Annotated in this window: 12 protein-coding genes and 1 pseudogene; 7 read left to right on the forward strand and 6 right to left on the reverse strand. The window is 31.1% G+C overall.

Translation table 11 applies throughout. The annotated features are described in order from the left end of the window. Positions 1–272: 272 nt before the first annotated feature. The 5 genes from ACWJJ2_RS06040 to ACWJJ2_RS06060 all read left to right on the forward strand — a co-directional run bounded on the left by ACWJJ2_RS06040 (position 273) and on the right by ACWJJ2_RS06060 (position 7,627). On the forward strand, positions 273–995 hold the full coding sequence (locus ACWJJ2_RS06040) for a response regulator transcription factor (RefSeq protein WP_462954318.1): 723 nt from the start codon (positions 273–275) through the stop codon (positions 993–995). Continuing rightward, positions 992–2,395: a sensor histidine kinase gene (locus tag ACWJJ2_RS06045; RefSeq protein ID WP_216302998.1), complete on the forward strand. Its 1,404-nt coding sequence runs from the start codon at positions 992–994 to the stop codon at positions 2,393–2,395. Before ACWJJ2_RS06040 ends, ACWJJ2_RS06045 begins: the two co-directional genes overlap by 4 nt. Positions 2,396–2,653: 258 nt before the next feature. Beyond that, positions 2,654–4,741 carry an ABC transporter ATP-binding protein/permease gene (locus ACWJJ2_RS06050; protein ID WP_220286964.1) on the forward strand — a complete coding sequence of 696 codons (2,088 nt, stop codon included), beginning with the start codon at positions 2,654–2,656 and terminating at the stop codon, positions 4,739–4,741. Between the two features lie 12 nt (positions 4,742–4,753). Continuing rightward, the gene (locus ACWJJ2_RS06055) at positions 4,754–6,820 is read left to right on the forward strand and encodes an ABC transporter ATP-binding protein/permease (protein ID WP_220286965.1); all 2,067 of its coding nucleotides are present in this window, start codon (positions 4,754–4,756) and stop codon (positions 6,818–6,820) included. Between the two features lie 192 nt (positions 6,821–7,012). Beyond that, complete coding sequence (locus ACWJJ2_RS06060) at positions 7,013–7,627, forward strand: manganese efflux pump (protein ID WP_220287553.1); 615 nt, start codon at positions 7,013–7,015, stop codon at positions 7,625–7,627. Positions 7,628–7,851: 224 nt separating this feature from the next. Here ACWJJ2_RS06060 and ACWJJ2_RS06065 read toward each other — a convergent pair whose 3' ends face one another. From ACWJJ2_RS06065 to ACWJJ2_RS06080, 4 genes are all read right to left on the reverse strand, one after another. After that, positions 7,852–8,505, reverse strand: a complete 654-nt coding sequence (locus tag ACWJJ2_RS06065; RefSeq protein ID WP_220287551.1) for a (Fe-S)-binding protein — start codon at positions 8,503–8,505, stop codon at positions 7,852–7,854. 357 nt (positions 8,506–8,862) lie between these two features. Then, on the reverse strand, positions 8,863–9,597 hold the full coding sequence (locus tag ACWJJ2_RS06070; RefSeq protein WP_220287549.1) for a polymer-forming cytoskeletal protein: 735 nt from the start codon (positions 9,595–9,597) through the stop codon (positions 8,863–8,865). Positions 9,598–9,653: 56 nt separating this feature from the next. Then, entirely contained in the window at positions 9,654–10,274 is a 621-nt protein-coding gene (locus ACWJJ2_RS06075) for a YhbD family protein (protein ID WP_220287547.1), read from the reverse strand. Between the two features lie 233 nt (positions 10,275–10,507). Next, positions 10,508–11,275: a helix-turn-helix domain-containing protein gene (locus ACWJJ2_RS06080; protein ID WP_220287545.1), complete on the reverse strand. Its 768-nt coding sequence runs from the start codon at positions 11,273–11,275 to the stop codon at positions 10,508–10,510. Positions 11,276–11,794: 519 nt separating this feature from the next. Here ACWJJ2_RS06080 and ACWJJ2_RS06085 point away from each other — a divergent pair. Both ACWJJ2_RS06085 and ACWJJ2_RS06090 read left to right on the forward strand, forming a co-directional pair. After that, positions 11,795–12,886: pseudogene (locus ACWJJ2_RS06085) on the forward strand (glycerol dehydrogenase). A 424-nt stretch (positions 12,887–13,310) separates the two neighbouring features. Continuing rightward, positions 13,311–13,523, forward strand: coding sequence for a hypothetical protein (locus ACWJJ2_RS06090; RefSeq protein WP_220287540.1), 213 nt, complete (start codon positions 13,311–13,313; stop codon positions 13,521–13,523). 195 nt (positions 13,524–13,718) lie between these two features. On the opposite strand, the gene ACWJJ2_RS06095 is transcribed toward ACWJJ2_RS06090, so the two are convergent. Then, positions 13,719–15,620 (reverse strand): FtsX-like permease family protein, encoded by a 1,902-nt coding sequence (locus tag ACWJJ2_RS06095; protein ID WP_462953985.1) that lies wholly within the window; start codon positions 15,618–15,620, stop codon positions 13,719–13,721. Beyond that, a complete protein-coding gene (locus ACWJJ2_RS06100) occupies positions 15,607–16,380 on the reverse strand; it encodes an ABC transporter ATP-binding protein (RefSeq protein ID WP_216302981.1) in 774 nt (257 codons plus the stop codon). Before ACWJJ2_RS06100 ends, ACWJJ2_RS06095 begins: the two co-directional genes overlap by 14 nt. Positions 16,381–16,635: the final 255 nt, after the last annotated feature.

Raw genomic sequence — 16,635 nt, forward strand, 5'->3', positions numbered from 1 at the left:
TAATTTAAAATTGTTTGCACAACGACTTTCTGATTGAGACAATTAATTTTAATAATATTAATTGATAATTTCTACACCCTAGGGCATAATTAAATCATCACCTGCGGTGCTGCAATATTAACGACTTCAGAAGGAGATTTATACCCCCACTGAAGTTTTCTATTTGTTAGGGTAAGTAACTCCTACTTATAGTAGGTACTCTCGCTTATAGAAGTGGGTGACTTTCCTTCTGGACTGTCGTTAAAGAGTAAATTTTAGACATGGAGGTGGACATCTTAAATATTTTAATAGCAGAGGATAATCAGGATTTAAGGCAACTATTGGAATTACACCTTATAAAAGAATCCTTTACGGTATATGATGCAGAAAACGGGTTAAAAGCTTTGGAGATATTTAAGAATAACGAAATCAATTTAGCTATTCTTGACGTAATGATGCCGGGGCTTGATGGTTTCAATTTACTGAGAAAGATAAGAGAAACAAGTGAAATCCCTGTAATTTTTTTAACTGCAAGAGGTGAAGATTCAGATAAAATATTAGGACTGGGACTAGGTGCCGATGACTATATGGTCAAACCCTTTAATCCCATTGAACTAATCGCAAGGGTCCATGCGCAACTAAGAAGATCCTACAAGTACAAAATGGCGCTAAAAATACCCGATAAGTTAATTATTCAAATAGGAGATTTAACTTTTGATAAAAATAGTTACAGTGTATATAAAGATAATAAACAATTAGAATGTAATGCAAAGGAGCTAAAATTACTTCAAATTTTTATGGAAAACGTAGGAAGAGTATATACAAAAAAGCAACTTTATGAAGCGGTATGGGAAGATGCTTACTTTTGCGATGGCGATGATAATACAATCATGGTGCATATTAGCCATTTAAGAGACAAGATTGAAGATAACCCAAAGTATCCTCAGTATTTAAAAACTATAAGAGGAATTGGTTATAAGCTGGAAAACAACTTAGGGCTAAGGAATAACGTATGAAAAAAAAGAAAGTTGCAAACATGCTTTTGTTAAATTATTTATTACTATTTATTTTTTCTACAATAATCTTCATTATAGTGTCCTTAATCATTTCAGTAAGCTTTAAGGGATTAATAAAACATGATGAAATACCAGAACTATCAGCTTCTCAAATTATGAGAGATGACTATGAGAATATAGATTTTTCTCAGGTTTTAAAATATAAAGGTGGGGTTCAGGTAATTGACAAAAATTATAAGGTTGTTTTTTCAAGGGGAATAAATCCGAAGAATATAGAACAATATACTAAGAGTGAGTTTAGTGAATTCTTAATTAATAGCGGCAAGCATCAAGAAGAATATTATTATAATGTACGCTATAATAACAACGGTGATTTTTGGTTAAAAATAGTTATTCCTATTAAAACTCAATTCGTTAATGGCATTTTTTTCGATAAAAATGGAATTCCTAGAGCCATAGATAATTTTATATTTATTCTAATTTTAGGTGGTTTAATTAATATTACTTCTTTTATCCTTGGGCTTATTATTTACTCACGGTTAACCTCTAATAATTTTGTAAAACCTTTAAAAAAATTATTAAGTGGAGTTACAACAATTGCAGGCGGTGATTATTCTGCCAGGGTTGATTTGAGATCGACAAACGAATTTGGGGAGCTTAAAGATGCTTTCAACATAATGGCAGAAAAAATTGAAAGCGAGAAAAATCTAAAAGAAAAATCTCAAGATAATAGGAGAAAGCTAATACTAGATATATCTCATGATTTAAAAACTCCCCTCTCTAATATAATGGGATACTCTGATTTACTAATGAATAACAAGGATATATCGGACTGTGACAGAGAAAAGTTTTTGGGCATTATAATAAATAATAGTTCAAGAGCCAATAGTTTAATAGGAGATTTATTTGAATTATCTAAAATGGGGAGCTCAGATTTTAAGCTTAATCTTAAAAGCGTAGATATTTGTGAATATTTAAGAGAGCTTATAGCCTCATTAATACCTCAAATCGAAGAGGCTGGTTTTAAATATTCTTTTGAGATACCATTCGATAAAAAAGTTGTTCTTATTGATGTGAAACAAATGGATAGAGCCCTCATTAACATTCTTAATAACGCTTTAAAATATAATAAGCGAGGTACAGAAATAAAAATTTTATTAAAGAATTCTTTTAACAAAGTAGTACTAGAAATTCTGGATAATGGAATTGGAATTCCTCTGGACCTATCCGCTGAAATATTTGAGCCCTTTAAAAGAGTGGATAGCGCAAGGAACTCCCAAACTGGAGGTACGGGCCTCGGACTTGCAATTACTAAGACTATAATCGAGAAACATAATGGACGAATAAGCCTTGAAACTGCTATAGGAAAAGGCTGTAAATTTATCATCAAATTAGAATAACTAAAGGAACTATCTCACTTTAGAATTTGTTTCTATCTTGAGGGAGTTCCTTTGTTATTTAACGACATTTCAGAAGGAAGTCTTCCACATCTATAAGTGGTAATCAAAAGCTCCGTCAGAAGTTGTTAATGCAGCGACCCAGGGGATGATTTAAGGTAGATTTAAGATTAACACAGGGCTTATTTAAGATTCAATTGCTATTATAAATGTATAAGCTCAAAACTGGAAATACACTAATGGATTCGAAAGGAGTTATTTATGCTTTTATCATTAAACAATCTTTCAAAGGAATATACTATTGAAAAAAAGAAGAGTTTCAACGCTCTTAGCTCTGTAAATCTTAATTTTGAAAAAGGGGAATTGGTTTCAATTCTCGGACCGTCAGGCTGTGGAAAATCCACACTTTTAAATATAATCGCTGGCCTCGATAGGCCAACTTCAGGTGATTTAATTATTGAGGGAAAATCAACTAAAAAATACAAAAAAAAGAATTGGGATTTATATCGTAAAAACAATATAGGCTTTATTTTTCAATCCTTTAATTTAATTGAACATTTATCAGCACTTGAAAATGTTGAAATTGTTATGAATTTAATCGGTCTATCAAAAAAGGATCGTATAAAGCGTGCAGAAAGCTTACTTAAACAGGTAGGCCTGGAAAAACATATGGATCATAAGCCAGGTGAATTATCTGGAGGCCAAAAACAACGTGTAGCTATAGCAAGAGCCCTTGCAAATGATCCAGACATAATACTAGCAGATGAGCCAACAGGAGCCCTTGATAAAAAAACAGGGATTCAAATTATGCAGCTTATTAAAGATGTTGCTCGTGATAAGTTAATTATTATGGTTACTCACAACCGAGAACTGGCATATGAATACTCTACCCGCGTTGTAGCTATTCTAGATGGTAAAATTCAAAAAGACGAGAAAATTAATGAATCTGAAAAAAATAGTTTAAAATCAGAGCTAAAAAAGAAAGATGGTAGCATGTCTTTTGGAAATGCCATAAAACTATCCCTTAGAAATATTAAAGAGAAAATGGGACGAATAGTCGTAACCACTATTGCTGGTTCAATTGGAATAGCAGGTATTTTATTAGTTATCGGGCTTAGCAATGGGGCAACTAATTACATAGATATTCAAACAAATTCTTTTGCTAGTGCTAACATAATACAAGCATCTATGAAGTTTAAAGATGCGGCGATTGAAAAAACTGATTACCCAAAGAATATAAATGTCTATGACAGCATTAAGAAAAATCCCGACGTATTAAATGTTAGAGAAGACCTAAATGTTAAAGATATTACTTCTTTTGAAGCAAATAATAAAGAATTAAAGGATATTCCCTTTAACTCCTTAGCTGGTGAAAATTATCTTACAAACATTGAGCATGCACTAAAAGGTAGTGTACCAAAGGACAATAAGAATGAATTATTAGTAAATAAGGATATGGCTAAAAATGTAATTGAAATGTATGGCATGAACCCAGATAAAGATGATTATACAAAAGCCATTGGTAAGAAACTCAAGGTAATAATTCAGGAGAAAACCACAAATCCAATCACAGGAGATGAAATTCTAGGTAAAAAATATACACAGGATTTTAAAGTTGTCGGTGTTGTGGATGAAATAGCCTTAAGCTCAGCCTCTGCATATTATTCTTATGATGCAGTTAATACATGGCTAAAAAATGATGGCTATTTTATAGGAAAAGAAAACCGCATAGTAAATGCAGAAGTGGTTATAAAAGACGTTCATAACAATGAAGCTGTATTAAATTACATTAATGCTAAGGAAAATGGCGGTATTGGCGGAAATAAAATGACGGAAACAAAAGGCTTTTCCGCAACCTCACAAATTGTTATGGTTAAAACTGCTATCAAAACTTTAATTAATTTGGCCGAGGCGGTTATGATTGTATTTATATCACTAGCACTCGTAGTTTCAACAATTTTAATAGGGATTGTAATTTTCTCAAGTGTACTTGAGCGTAAAAAGGAAATAGGTATTTTAAAAGCTGTGGGAGCAAGAAATAAAGATATTGCTCGTATTTTCCAAGCTGAGTCTGCCTTAATTGGTCTTTTTGCAGGGGTCACTGGAGTTCTAGTAGCTTTTATAATACAACCAATTGCAAATAGAATAATCAATAATGTATTAAATATTAATGCAGATAATATCGTAAATATCCCATTAACCGGTATCCCATTTACAGATATTAAAATTCCCTTTGTAACTATTGCCGGACTAATTGTTATCAGTATATTAGTCGCAGTTTTAGCGGGACACTTTCCATCTAAAAGAGCAACTAAAATTCAAGTTATCGACGCATTGCGTGATGAATAGGAGGAATAGTAAATGTTACAAATTAAAAATTTAAGAAAAACATATAAAATCGGTAAGCACCAGGTTATAGCATTAGATGATGTTTCTTTTGATTTACCTAATGGAAAACTCGTGGCAATTGTTGGACCTTCTGGTTGCGGAAAAACAACAATGATGAACTTAATAGGAGCTTTGGATAAGGATTTTGAAGGTGATGTTATTGTTAACGGAAAATCTTTAAAAGAGGCCGGAGAAAAAGATTTAGACACTTATAGAAAAAATACAGTGGGTTTTATTTTTCAACAGTTTAACTTGCTTAATTCACTAACATCAATCCAAAATGTGGAACTCGCTTTAGATTTATCAGGAATATCTAAGCAAAATAAAACGAAAAAAGCATGTAGCCTCTTAGAGCAAGTTGGACTATCAAATCAAATGAAGAAGAAAGTAAACCTTCTGTCAGGTGGACAGCGCCAACGTGTTGCTATTGCCCGTGCTCTTGCTAATGATCCAGAAATAATTTTAGCCGATGAACCAACTGGCGCCTTAGATGTTAAAACAGGTGAGCAAGTTATGGAATTATTAAAAGAAATTTCAAAAGATAAGCTAGTACTCATGGTTACCCATGCACCGGACCTTGCTAAGGCTTATGCAGATTTAATTGTTAAAATGGAAGATGGTAAGTTAATTTCTATTGAAGAAAATATGGCCTCGGTGTCAACCGCTGCGCCTATTATAGATAAAATAGAAACAAAATCAAAAATGTCCTTTTTATCATCCTTAAAAATATCACTTCGTAACGCATGGCTTAAAAAAGGTAGAACCCTAGCAACAGCCATTGGTACTTCTATAGGTATTTGTGGAATTGCCTTAGCTATAGCTATTACTTCAGGTACAACTAATGCAGTTGATACTCAAGTTAAAGGCATATTTCCAACAAATGCAATAACTGTAGGGTTAAAAGAAAATACTGATAAGTCTCTAAAAAATATTAAGCCTCTAAAATATAGTGATATAAACTCAGTTATGTCCTTAGATAAAAATATATATGCCTATTACTTTCAAATTGGAGGCAAAGGAATTCCTGTTGCACAATTTTATTCTTTAGATCAAAGCATAATTAAAGATGAAAAATTGATGACTAAACTGTCCGACCAATCCACTAGAGAAAAATTGGTTATGATGATGGCTCCAGGGGTGCTAGAAGATGTTAAAAATGACATTCAATATGGCAGCCTTCCAGAAGCAGGTTCCACAAATGAAATTGTTATCTCACTTTCCACCGCGAAGGATTTAGAAAAAAATGGTGGTGATCTCAAGGACTTAATTGGTAAAAATATGTACGTTCGCTATTTAAAACAAGGTTCTAATCCACATAGTGAGCAAAGTGGTATTCCTGAAGTACCCATTGTGAAAGCTTGGAAGATCGCCGGAATTGCCAATACTACAACTTTAATTGATACCTATTACGCAACGAGTGATTGGGCAATTAATTTTTATGAAATAGAGTTTAAAATAGATAAAATAACTTTGGAAAGCCCTTCCTTAGTTTTATATTCTAGTAATACTAAAGACTTAGATGCAAGCCTCCAAAAATTAAATGATTCACAAGATAAATACAAATTTGAATTAACCGGTAAAACTATATCTTCGCAAGTTGATGGAGCAATGAAACAAGTGCGTTATGCACTTATGGGATTTTCCGGAATATCAATTCTTGTAGCAGCTCTAATGATATCAATAGTTGTTTATATTTCTGTACTTGAAAGAATTAAGGAAATAGGTATTCTCCGCGCCGTGGGTGCACGAAAAAAAGATATCTTGAATATTTTCGTTGCAGAATCATTTATTATTGGCGTCTTATCAGCAGGCATAGGATTACTATTTACTTTAGGTGCATCTAAACTCATCAATTCAGCAGTTTATGGTTTCTTAAAGAATATCTCTGCAAATGCTCCTTATATGGAAGTAGCTAAATTGCCACTTGCAGATGCTGGTTTAATTTTACTATTCTGCGTAGTTTTAAGTATGATTTCAGGCTTTTATCCATCTTTAAAAGCTTCAAAAATGGATCCGATAGACGCATTACGTAGTAGATAACACAAAAACTCATTGATTAGGATACTATAAATAGTATCCTAATTTTTTTATATATTAATACTACTCTCATTAGTTTTTCTCATCAGATATCCCTTTTTGATGTTATACACTTTTTCCATTGAAGATAATTCTTCACCTTATAAGGTTATAACCCATATATTAAAATGTAAATAATGAAAAGGGAGAACCTATATGTCATTAATTATATCAGCATTATCATTTAGCTTATCCTCTAACCTAGATAACGCTGTTGTAGGAATAGCTTACGGAATAAAGAAAGTAAAAATAGGTATAATTGCAAATCTTATAATAGCCATTGTAACATCCGTAGGAACACTTTTATCTATGTTAGTTGGAGCATATATATCAAAATTTTTACCTCACTCAATAGCTAATGGTTTAGGTGCTATAGTTATTATTATATTGGGAGTATATTTTATAATCCAAAGTATAGTAAATCTTTTAAATAAGACTAATTCAAAGGCACTTGCCTTGAAAAACATTAGTGAAATGATTGATTATGCTGAAGAATCAGATTTAGATAACTCTGGCGATATAAATATGAAAGAAGCTCTCATTGTAGCATTCGGATTAACCTTTAACAATTTAGGAACCGGAGTAGCTGCAAGTATAACCGGAGTTAATATTCAACTTACAGTCATATCTACATTTATATTAAGTATTCTTACAATTATATTTGGTGAGGCCGTAGGTAATCATGTATTAGGTGAAATTTTGGGCAAATACGCACCCTTATTTTCAGGTATATTGCTAATAATACTTGGTATTATTGAATTCGTTAATTAGCATTAACAAATTTACAAATATGACTTTGTCAAATAAACTAACTTCAATCAAGCTTAAATGACTTATATGTTTAGTATAATAAAATTTTGATAAAAGCGAATTCAGAAAACGTGCAGATATTCCATTTGGCTTGTTTTGGGACTTATTGGAGATAAAAAAAGAAGGCATATAATTGCCCTCGTGAGTATACTTTAAAAATAGTACCTGTTGAAACTAAAAAATTTTTAATGTTCATTTATAAAATTATTAAGTTGCCCGTGCCAATCATCTGGTTCAAATGTCCCCGGTATTGTATCCTCTCCAAATAAAAGGTCTACTAAGTACCTCGGTTTCTTACCACCTATATACATTGATTTAGAACAAGAAACACAATAAACAACAACATCGCTAGCAGGCATCTCGTGAGCACGTTTTTTCATTTGCTCCTTAACCTGCTCCACAGAAAGAACACCATAAAAGCTATCTCCACAACAAGTACCAATTGTTCTCGTCTTTTCTGGTTCTACCAAGTTGATATTCATTTTTTTCAATAGCACTCTTACTGCATTATGCACTCTTTCCTGATCTCGAGTAGGACATGGATCAAGTATAGTCATTTCCATTCCTTTATAATCTGGGAATGGGAATGTTTTTACCTCAGCTAATATCTCCCAAAGTGAAATTGTCGTTACTTCTTCATAAAGTTCCCTATACCGTCTATCACAACCAGCACAGACATTTATTATTTGTGTTCCATTTTCCAAATTAGGTTTATGATTACAACAAATTAAATATTCATCTATATCTCCTAACTCACTATTTAAAAAATCCAGTACTTTTCTCCCTAACTCTGGTTTATAAATCATTAATGCACATCCCGGTGCAAATACTCTTTTCATAACACTCGCCTACCAATCTTCTAAATTTTTTCAAAACTAATTTTCTAATCCTCGTCTATTGATTAACCCTACTACTGTTTCTTACTAATAATAGATTGTTCAACTAATAATTTTTCTAATCTATGGTTTATAATAACTATTTTGGGAATAGATTTTAAAGCCTCACTATAAGAAATCTCGACCAAAAAATATTTTGTTTAATTAATAATATATTTCTGATGATATATATAATCATATTTAGAAAAGCTAAACTCATAATTTCTCCTTTTATACTTTATGATAATATCCTATGATTATACAATAAATACATACTTTTAAACACCTTCAATAGATAATTAAGTTTTACTTTAATTACATTTATAGCTTCTTTACCTCTTTGACTATGGACGCATCGGAAATATTAATCTCTCCCTTATATTCTAAAAGCCCTATATTACAACCTTCACCTACCGTAATATTATCTCCTCTTACTATTTTTACATTGGTGTTTTGGATATATATATCATCCCCTTCTATTAGCTCTGTGGTTAACTCACTTCTTGAATTAAACATTTTATCAATTACTTTTCTAACCAAAGAATTATCAAAAAAATTAATTTTTATTTCAATATGCTCGCCACCAATTTCTTTTACAATGCATTTCCCACCTAGTTTAACATTTACTTGTCCTGCATTTAATGATCCTTGTATTTTAAAACCACCACTAGCCTTAAAACATTCCGTTTCACAATTTTTCCCTATATTCACTGAGCCCGCTACACTAACTTCTTCTCCGTATAGGCTTCCTTCTATATGAGTTGATCCACTTATTTTTATGCTTTTGCTTTTTACATTTCCTACGATATGAGAGGATCCACTTATCTTTATATCTCCTACTTCTACATCACCTTCAATTTTTGCAGACCCGCTGATTTTTATACTTTCTGCTTTTAAATTACCTGCAACTTTTGATGAACCACTAGTTTTAAAGTCTATGCACTCTAAATCACCGTTAATTTTTCCTGACCCACTTATAATTACACTATTATATTTTCCACCACCTGAACTTCCTGAGCCGTTTATTTTTATATCATTATTATTCATCTTTTCCATATTAAACCTCCCATATTTTTCTATATTAAATCATCTCCTGCGGAGCTTAAATGTCGTTAAATTTTAATTTTAAGATCCTCGATGCACTGTGAAATATTAAGCCTTAATACTATTTTTGCATCTTTTTCTATATAAACCTCATTAGGAACAGTTATTAAAAAACATAGCGCCATCCCAAATTTTCTTAAAAAAATCATCTCGCAATTTTTACCTTCTAACGACTTATAATTTCCTTCTAAAGTCTCTATTATAAGTTTACTTTCTTCTAAAGATACATTACCAGATACTAAGCTCTTTTCTAATAGTGAAATATATAAGATTTTTTTAAAAGAAAATGTTTTTATTTCTCCATAGATGTTTTTATACATTGTTAATGTCTGCTTCGTAACAATCTTCTTTTTTAATAACTCGCTCTCATTTAAAAACACATCCGCTAACTGTGGTGAAAACATTTGTGCCAGGTCATCTAATGATGCATCCCCTTTCATATTAATAATTTTTTCTATTCTATCTAATATTTCCTCCCTTGGGAAATAGGTTTCTTGACCAGTATAGCTAGATTTTTTTATAAACCATTCTTCTGGTATAAGATTTTTCCTTTTCCATCTATACAACTGCCCATAGGAAACATTCGTGACTTCTAGCAACTCTTTTTTCGTTATTAACTCTTTATCCATATTGCCACTCCTTTTATGCTTTGAGGTTATTTAACAATATTGTTTTTTTATTATACATTTAGTGTAACATAACATTGTTACGTTGTAAATAATAATTGAAGTAATTATTTGTTTCCAGATACTCAAAAAATTAACCTGTATTCACATATATATTGCAAATACAGGCTAATTAATATTGTTGAAAAGATCTACTTATCATTATGTTAGACAAATTTTCTTCCTGAGTATCCTCCCTATAAAAACATTGTCATAAAATGTACAATAGGATCCCATAATTTTGGATACTCTTCTTTGATTAAATTTTCTATCTGCGCAGCTGTAATATTGGCAAAATTACCATTAGATGATGTATCAATAATAGTTCTCACCCCATTGGCACTACTTCCTATTGCTATATGTCCCATTGCATAATTACCTATTGCTATTTCTGACGCAATTGAACAACCACCTACTGAATACATTCCAATGGATAACCCTCCAAGGGTAATTACTCCCATTGCTACTCCCCCTATGGCAATAGTGCCAATGGCAATTCCCCCTAGAGCGACTAAAATACCTATAGCTATACTTGCTATACTTATCAGCCCTATCGCTACAACCCCAAAACTTAACACGCCTAGCGAAAGTATTCCTAATGATATTAATCCCCTTGAAATATTTCCTATTGCAATAATTCCTTTTGCTTCATAAATTCCTAGTCCAATATTAATATGAACTAATGGAATTCCAAAAATTTTTCTCTTGCTTTTATATTCATAATGGAAACTTCTATTAATGACTTTTGTTATCTCTTCTACTTTTTCCTGATCTCCTTTTAGTAAAACGTCTAAACTTATTCCATATAATTCACTTAGCATTATTAAATTATTAGTATCAGGATTTGATTGACCTGACTCCCATTTTGAAACAGCCTGTCTCGATATTCCTATTCTATCAGCTAACTCTTCCTGAGAAAATCCTTTCTCTTTTCTTGATTTTCGTAGTCTTTCTGAAAAATTCACTATTAACACCTCCATATCCATCCTACGAAAATAGTTATAAAAAAGCTACCAACTCCAGCTTTCTTATTGTCAACTACTGGTTGCACTTATCTATTTTACTGAGATTCTACTTTATTTTCATTATTAAACAAACTAAAAATGCCCACTCATTTTCTAATCGCCTTTCATCATTATAAGATTTTTAGCTATTTATTACAATCAGCAATTACATTGATTTTTATAGCAATAAACCTGAAATTTAATGCAAAAAAATAACACCGGTATCTATCCGGTGTTATTTGTAAATATCTATTTTATAGGGGGATCCTATTCATTAATACTAGTCCTATTATGTGACAGTAACATGACAAATATGATAATAATTTATGAACAATACTATATTGCATTAAAAAATCGGTAGTTTATACTAATTCTTTACATCATTATGTTAATTTTTTAACCAACTTCATAGAAAGGCCCGCATTTTGATGTTAAAATATATATGAACAATAATGCCACTAAACAATAGGAGTTGGAAAAATGCTAAAGACAATAATATCACCTGGAAAATATATTCAAGGAAATGGAGAATTAAGAAACTTAAACGAACATACAAAAAACTTAGGAAAATCATTTTATATAATTGCAAGTTCTAATGGCATCAAGAGAAACCAACCAATTATAGATAAAAGCTTTAAAGGGACAGACGTTAAACTTACATTTCAAAAATTTAATGGAGAATGTTGCAACAGCGAAATAGATAGATTAAGAGAAGACGTAAAAACTAATAACTGCGATGTCGTTATAGGAATAGGCGGAGGTAAAATATTTGATACTGCTAAGGCTGTAGCTTACTATGAAAATTTACCCGTGGTAATAGTACCAACTATTGCTTCAACAGATGCTCCTTGCAGTTCACTCTCCGTTATATATACAGAATAAGGCAGTTTCAGCAAATATTTATTTTTACCAAATAGTCCAAATGTAGTTTTAGTTGATACAGGAATAGTAGCTAATGCCCCAGCTCGATTATTAGTAGCAGGCATAGGAGATGCATTAGCGACATATTTTGAAGCAAGAGCTTGCAAGCAATCTAATGCATCAAATATGAGTGGCGGTAAAATTACCAAAGCTGCTTATGCCTTAGCAGAGCTTTGTTATAATACTTTATTAGAAGATAGTATTAAAGCCAAAGTAGCGGTAGAAATAGGAGTTTGTACTCCAGCAGTTGAAAATATAATAGAGGCTAACACATACTTAAGTGGTATAGGCTTTGAGAGTGGTGGGCTAGCAGCTGCTCATGCAATTCATAATGGTTTCACAGTTCTTGAGGAATGTCATCACTTATATCATGGAGAAAAAGTAGCCTTTGGATTACTAGCTCAATTAGTTTTAGAAAATAGCCCACAAGAAGAACTCGATGATGTTATAGGCATTTGTATTGATTTAGGATTGCCTGTTACTTTAGAAGAAATGGGAATCAAAGAAATAAAAGAAGAAGATATAAGAAGGGTCGCTGAAACTTCCTGCGCAGTGGGAGAAACTATTCATAATATGCCATTTGCGGTTACTGCAGATGATGTATATGCAGCTATACTTGGAGCAGACGCATTAGGAAGACTTTATAATTAACTATTGATATGGGGCATATTATATATATAATATGTCCCATATCAATAGTTGGCAATGAAACAGGCACTTTTTATTGATTATTATAAAGCTATGTTAACAATATTTATGAACTAAACATTCAATTTACAAGCTTCAAAAATAATGGTAATAGTGACATAAGAGGGATAAATGTTGCTGGGAACCCCTTATACCATTTCTTATTATATATAAAACAAACTATAATCCAATTTATTGCACATCCTAAAAATATTAAACATGCCCCATAAAATACAAAATTAGAATCATTACTTACTTTATATATGCCTGAAAGTAGTATTGTATAAAATAAAAAATCTCCTAACCCTTTTGTTGGTATTGGATTATTATTTTTAAATGACTTACCATTGCATTAACCATAGGAGATGTTTATTTAGGCTCCTTTTTTATGAAACAAATTGGAATAACAAATACATTATATTTTAAAATTACAGATAGCATTATTACATTAGCTTTTCTTACAGTAGGAAATTATAGCAGTAAAACAAATTATCCTAAATTAAATAAAATTTTAAGAAGTGTTTTCGGTAAAATGGCATTATTATTAATTATACTACTGTTAATAAACCCCTTTCTAACAAGAATGGGATTGTTCAAATAATCAGTAATGCTTGTATAATTTCTTTTATAAATAAAAGAAAAATCATTTCATATAATAAGGATTTAGCTCAAGATACCCTTTATTATATGAAATGATTATTTAATCATAAAGAGATAACTTCAGTAGGAGTCTAACTCTTCTTCTGAAGTCGTCAATATAGTTTCGCTGAAGATAATTTACCCTTCTATCTTAATGTTATCTACTTATAATTTTAATATAGGATTTTAAAGTTATTAAATAGTATATACTATAAAGCACTGCATAAACCAAAATTATAATAATAAACTCTTTAGTAATATTAATTGTAACCATTTTTCCAATTGGAATTGATGCAGCAAAAGAATTTATCGTTGCCATAACGAAGGGTACTCCAAATAAAATCATTAGTTCCTTTGAGATAGCTTTTGTTATTTCAGCTTTACTAGCCCCTATATTTTTAAGAATTATGAATTTGTTTTTATCCTCCTCAGCTTCCATGGACATTTTAAAATATATAATGCTGCCTGTAGCTGTAAGAAATACTAATCCAATGAATAATCCACTGAAGGCCATCATACCCGCTAACGTTATGCCATCTGTAAAATGTTCATAGAAGGTTAAAAGCTTATTTTCAGAAGGTATTTTGCTTTTAAGGTCTTTAATAAAATTTTCTGAAAAGAAATCATTATTAAGTATATATCCCGTTACTTTATAGGTATTCTCTTTAGAAATTGTATTTTTAATTTGAGAGTAGACACTGTCCTTAACAACAAACGTTGGTTTAGAGTTATCAAGTGCCATAAAGTATTTCATATCAGTATCAGTTATCTTTAGATTATAGTCACTACCTCCCCCCATTAATTTAACCTCTTTACCAATCACGCTTTTATTAGTAACAGCCATGGCTATTTGAAAGAAATAGCAATCCCTATCATTTTTCAAATTTATTTTTATGTCCGATTTTTCATGACTATTAATTTCATTAAATTTACTTTCGTTTAAAACTAAAAATTCATGACTGCCAAGCAGGTAATCTTTAGTTTTTACCTTAAGAAACTCCATATTATCCTTATATACAACTGAAACCTTTTTGTGATTTTTAATAGTATCCTCAAAGATTTTATCTGTATTATTAGTACCATTTGCATATTCTATAGAAAATGGTCTCATATTTCTTGAATTTTCTTCAACTTGATTAAGAAGTCCAAAGCAGAAAATCATGGCACAAAGAGCTACAGTAGTTGTAACTGCTATTACACTTAGGGTACCTACATTACCTTTATATCTATAGTAAAGTTGTGAAATATATATAAGTTTTGTTCCTTTAAAGAGACTTTTTTCATTCTTTTTACTAATATAAATAATTAAAGAAGTAAAGCTTGTAAAAAATAATATAGTTCCGATAACAACTAACAATATTATCAAGGGAGCTAGGCGAATATCAGCAGCAACCTTTCTAATAGCCATATAATATCCATAGCCTAAGAAAACTAAAGAAAGGATGCTAATTATTAGGGTTAAAAAGGATACTTTTAAACCTTTTTCAGCTTTTTTTGATGAATTGAAAAGATCTATAAGGTTATCCCTGTATATAAGCTTAGAACCGTGAATACTAATTATTATAAACATAGCTCCAAATACTATAGAGCAAAATTTTAAAGCTTCTAAACTAATCTGAAAAGGCACATCACCTGTAACTCTTATCATTACATATAATAGCATTATAAAAAATTTATTGAAAATTAGTCCTAAACAAATTCCGCTGCAAAAGGCACCAAATATAGTTATTAAATTTTCTATAATGTTTAATGTTACTACCTGCTTTTTGGACATGCCTAGTAACATATAAGTTGCAAACTCTTTTTTCCTTGATTTTATAAGGAAAGAATTAGAATACCATATAAAAAACGCTGAGAAAGCTGCAATCATGTAGGCAGCAATGATAAATATACTCATACAGCTTTTCATCTCTCCTAGTTGGACTTTTACATCACTATTATTTACAATAGACATAAAAAGATATAATGCAAAAACACTGAAGGTAGAACTTAGAAAAAATGTCCAGTAATTTTTAAAGTTTTTCCTTATATTGTTTACAGCCATGCTAATTAAGGTCATCTGTACCACCTCCTATGACTGAAAGAATCTTTAATATATTTTGATAGAAATCCTTCCTTGATTTATCCCCTTTATAAATTTCATTAAATAGTTTACCATCTTTAATAAATACAATTCGCGTGCAATAAGATGCTGCAAAGGCATCATGAGTAACCATAAGAATTGTAGCTTTATTTTTTTCATTTAAATTCTCAAGGCATCCGAGCAATTCTTTGGAAGATTTGGAATCTAAAGCACCTGTAGGTTCATCAGCGAGCACCATAGAAGGCTCAGTAATCATTGCTCTTGCGGCCGCTGCTCTTTGCTTTTGTCCTCCTGATACCTCATAAGGATATTTGCTTAATATGTCCCTAATGCCAAGCTTAATACTTATGTCTTGTAACTTTGTCTTTATAATCTTATAAGGAGTTTTTGCAAGAGCTAAAGGCAGTACAATATTTTCCTTTAGAGTCATAGTATCAAGCAAATTAAAGTCTTGGAATATAAATCCAAGTTTTTCTCTTCTAAATTTAGACAAATTGGGCTCCTTTAGTTTGGTTATGTCATCACCATGAATTATTACACTTCCTGAGGTTGGTTTATCAATAGTTGATATTGCATTTAAAAAGGTTGTTTTTCCTGAACCAGATGGTCCCATTATTGCTACAAATTCACCATTTTCTACTTTCAAATTTATATCATCAAGTGCTGTATATTTTACACCACCAAATTTTGATCCGTAAACTTTTCTTAGATTTTCTATCTTTAATACTTCTGTCATTATAAATACCCCCCGTTAAATTATCTTCTGCGAAGCTATAGCATCAACGACTTCAGAAGGAGTTTTATACTTCCACTGAAGTTTTTTCTTTGTTATAGTATGTAACACCCACTTATAGAAGTGGGTGACTTCCCTTCTGAAATGTCGTTAATGTTAATTATTTTGAATATGTTTTACACTCTTAGTATACAAAAAAGCAAAATATACCGCCATTGCTTTGGCTTACATTTTGCTCTTTCATCTTACATTTTTGTA

The organism is Clostridium sp. CM039 (assembly GCF_055081075.1).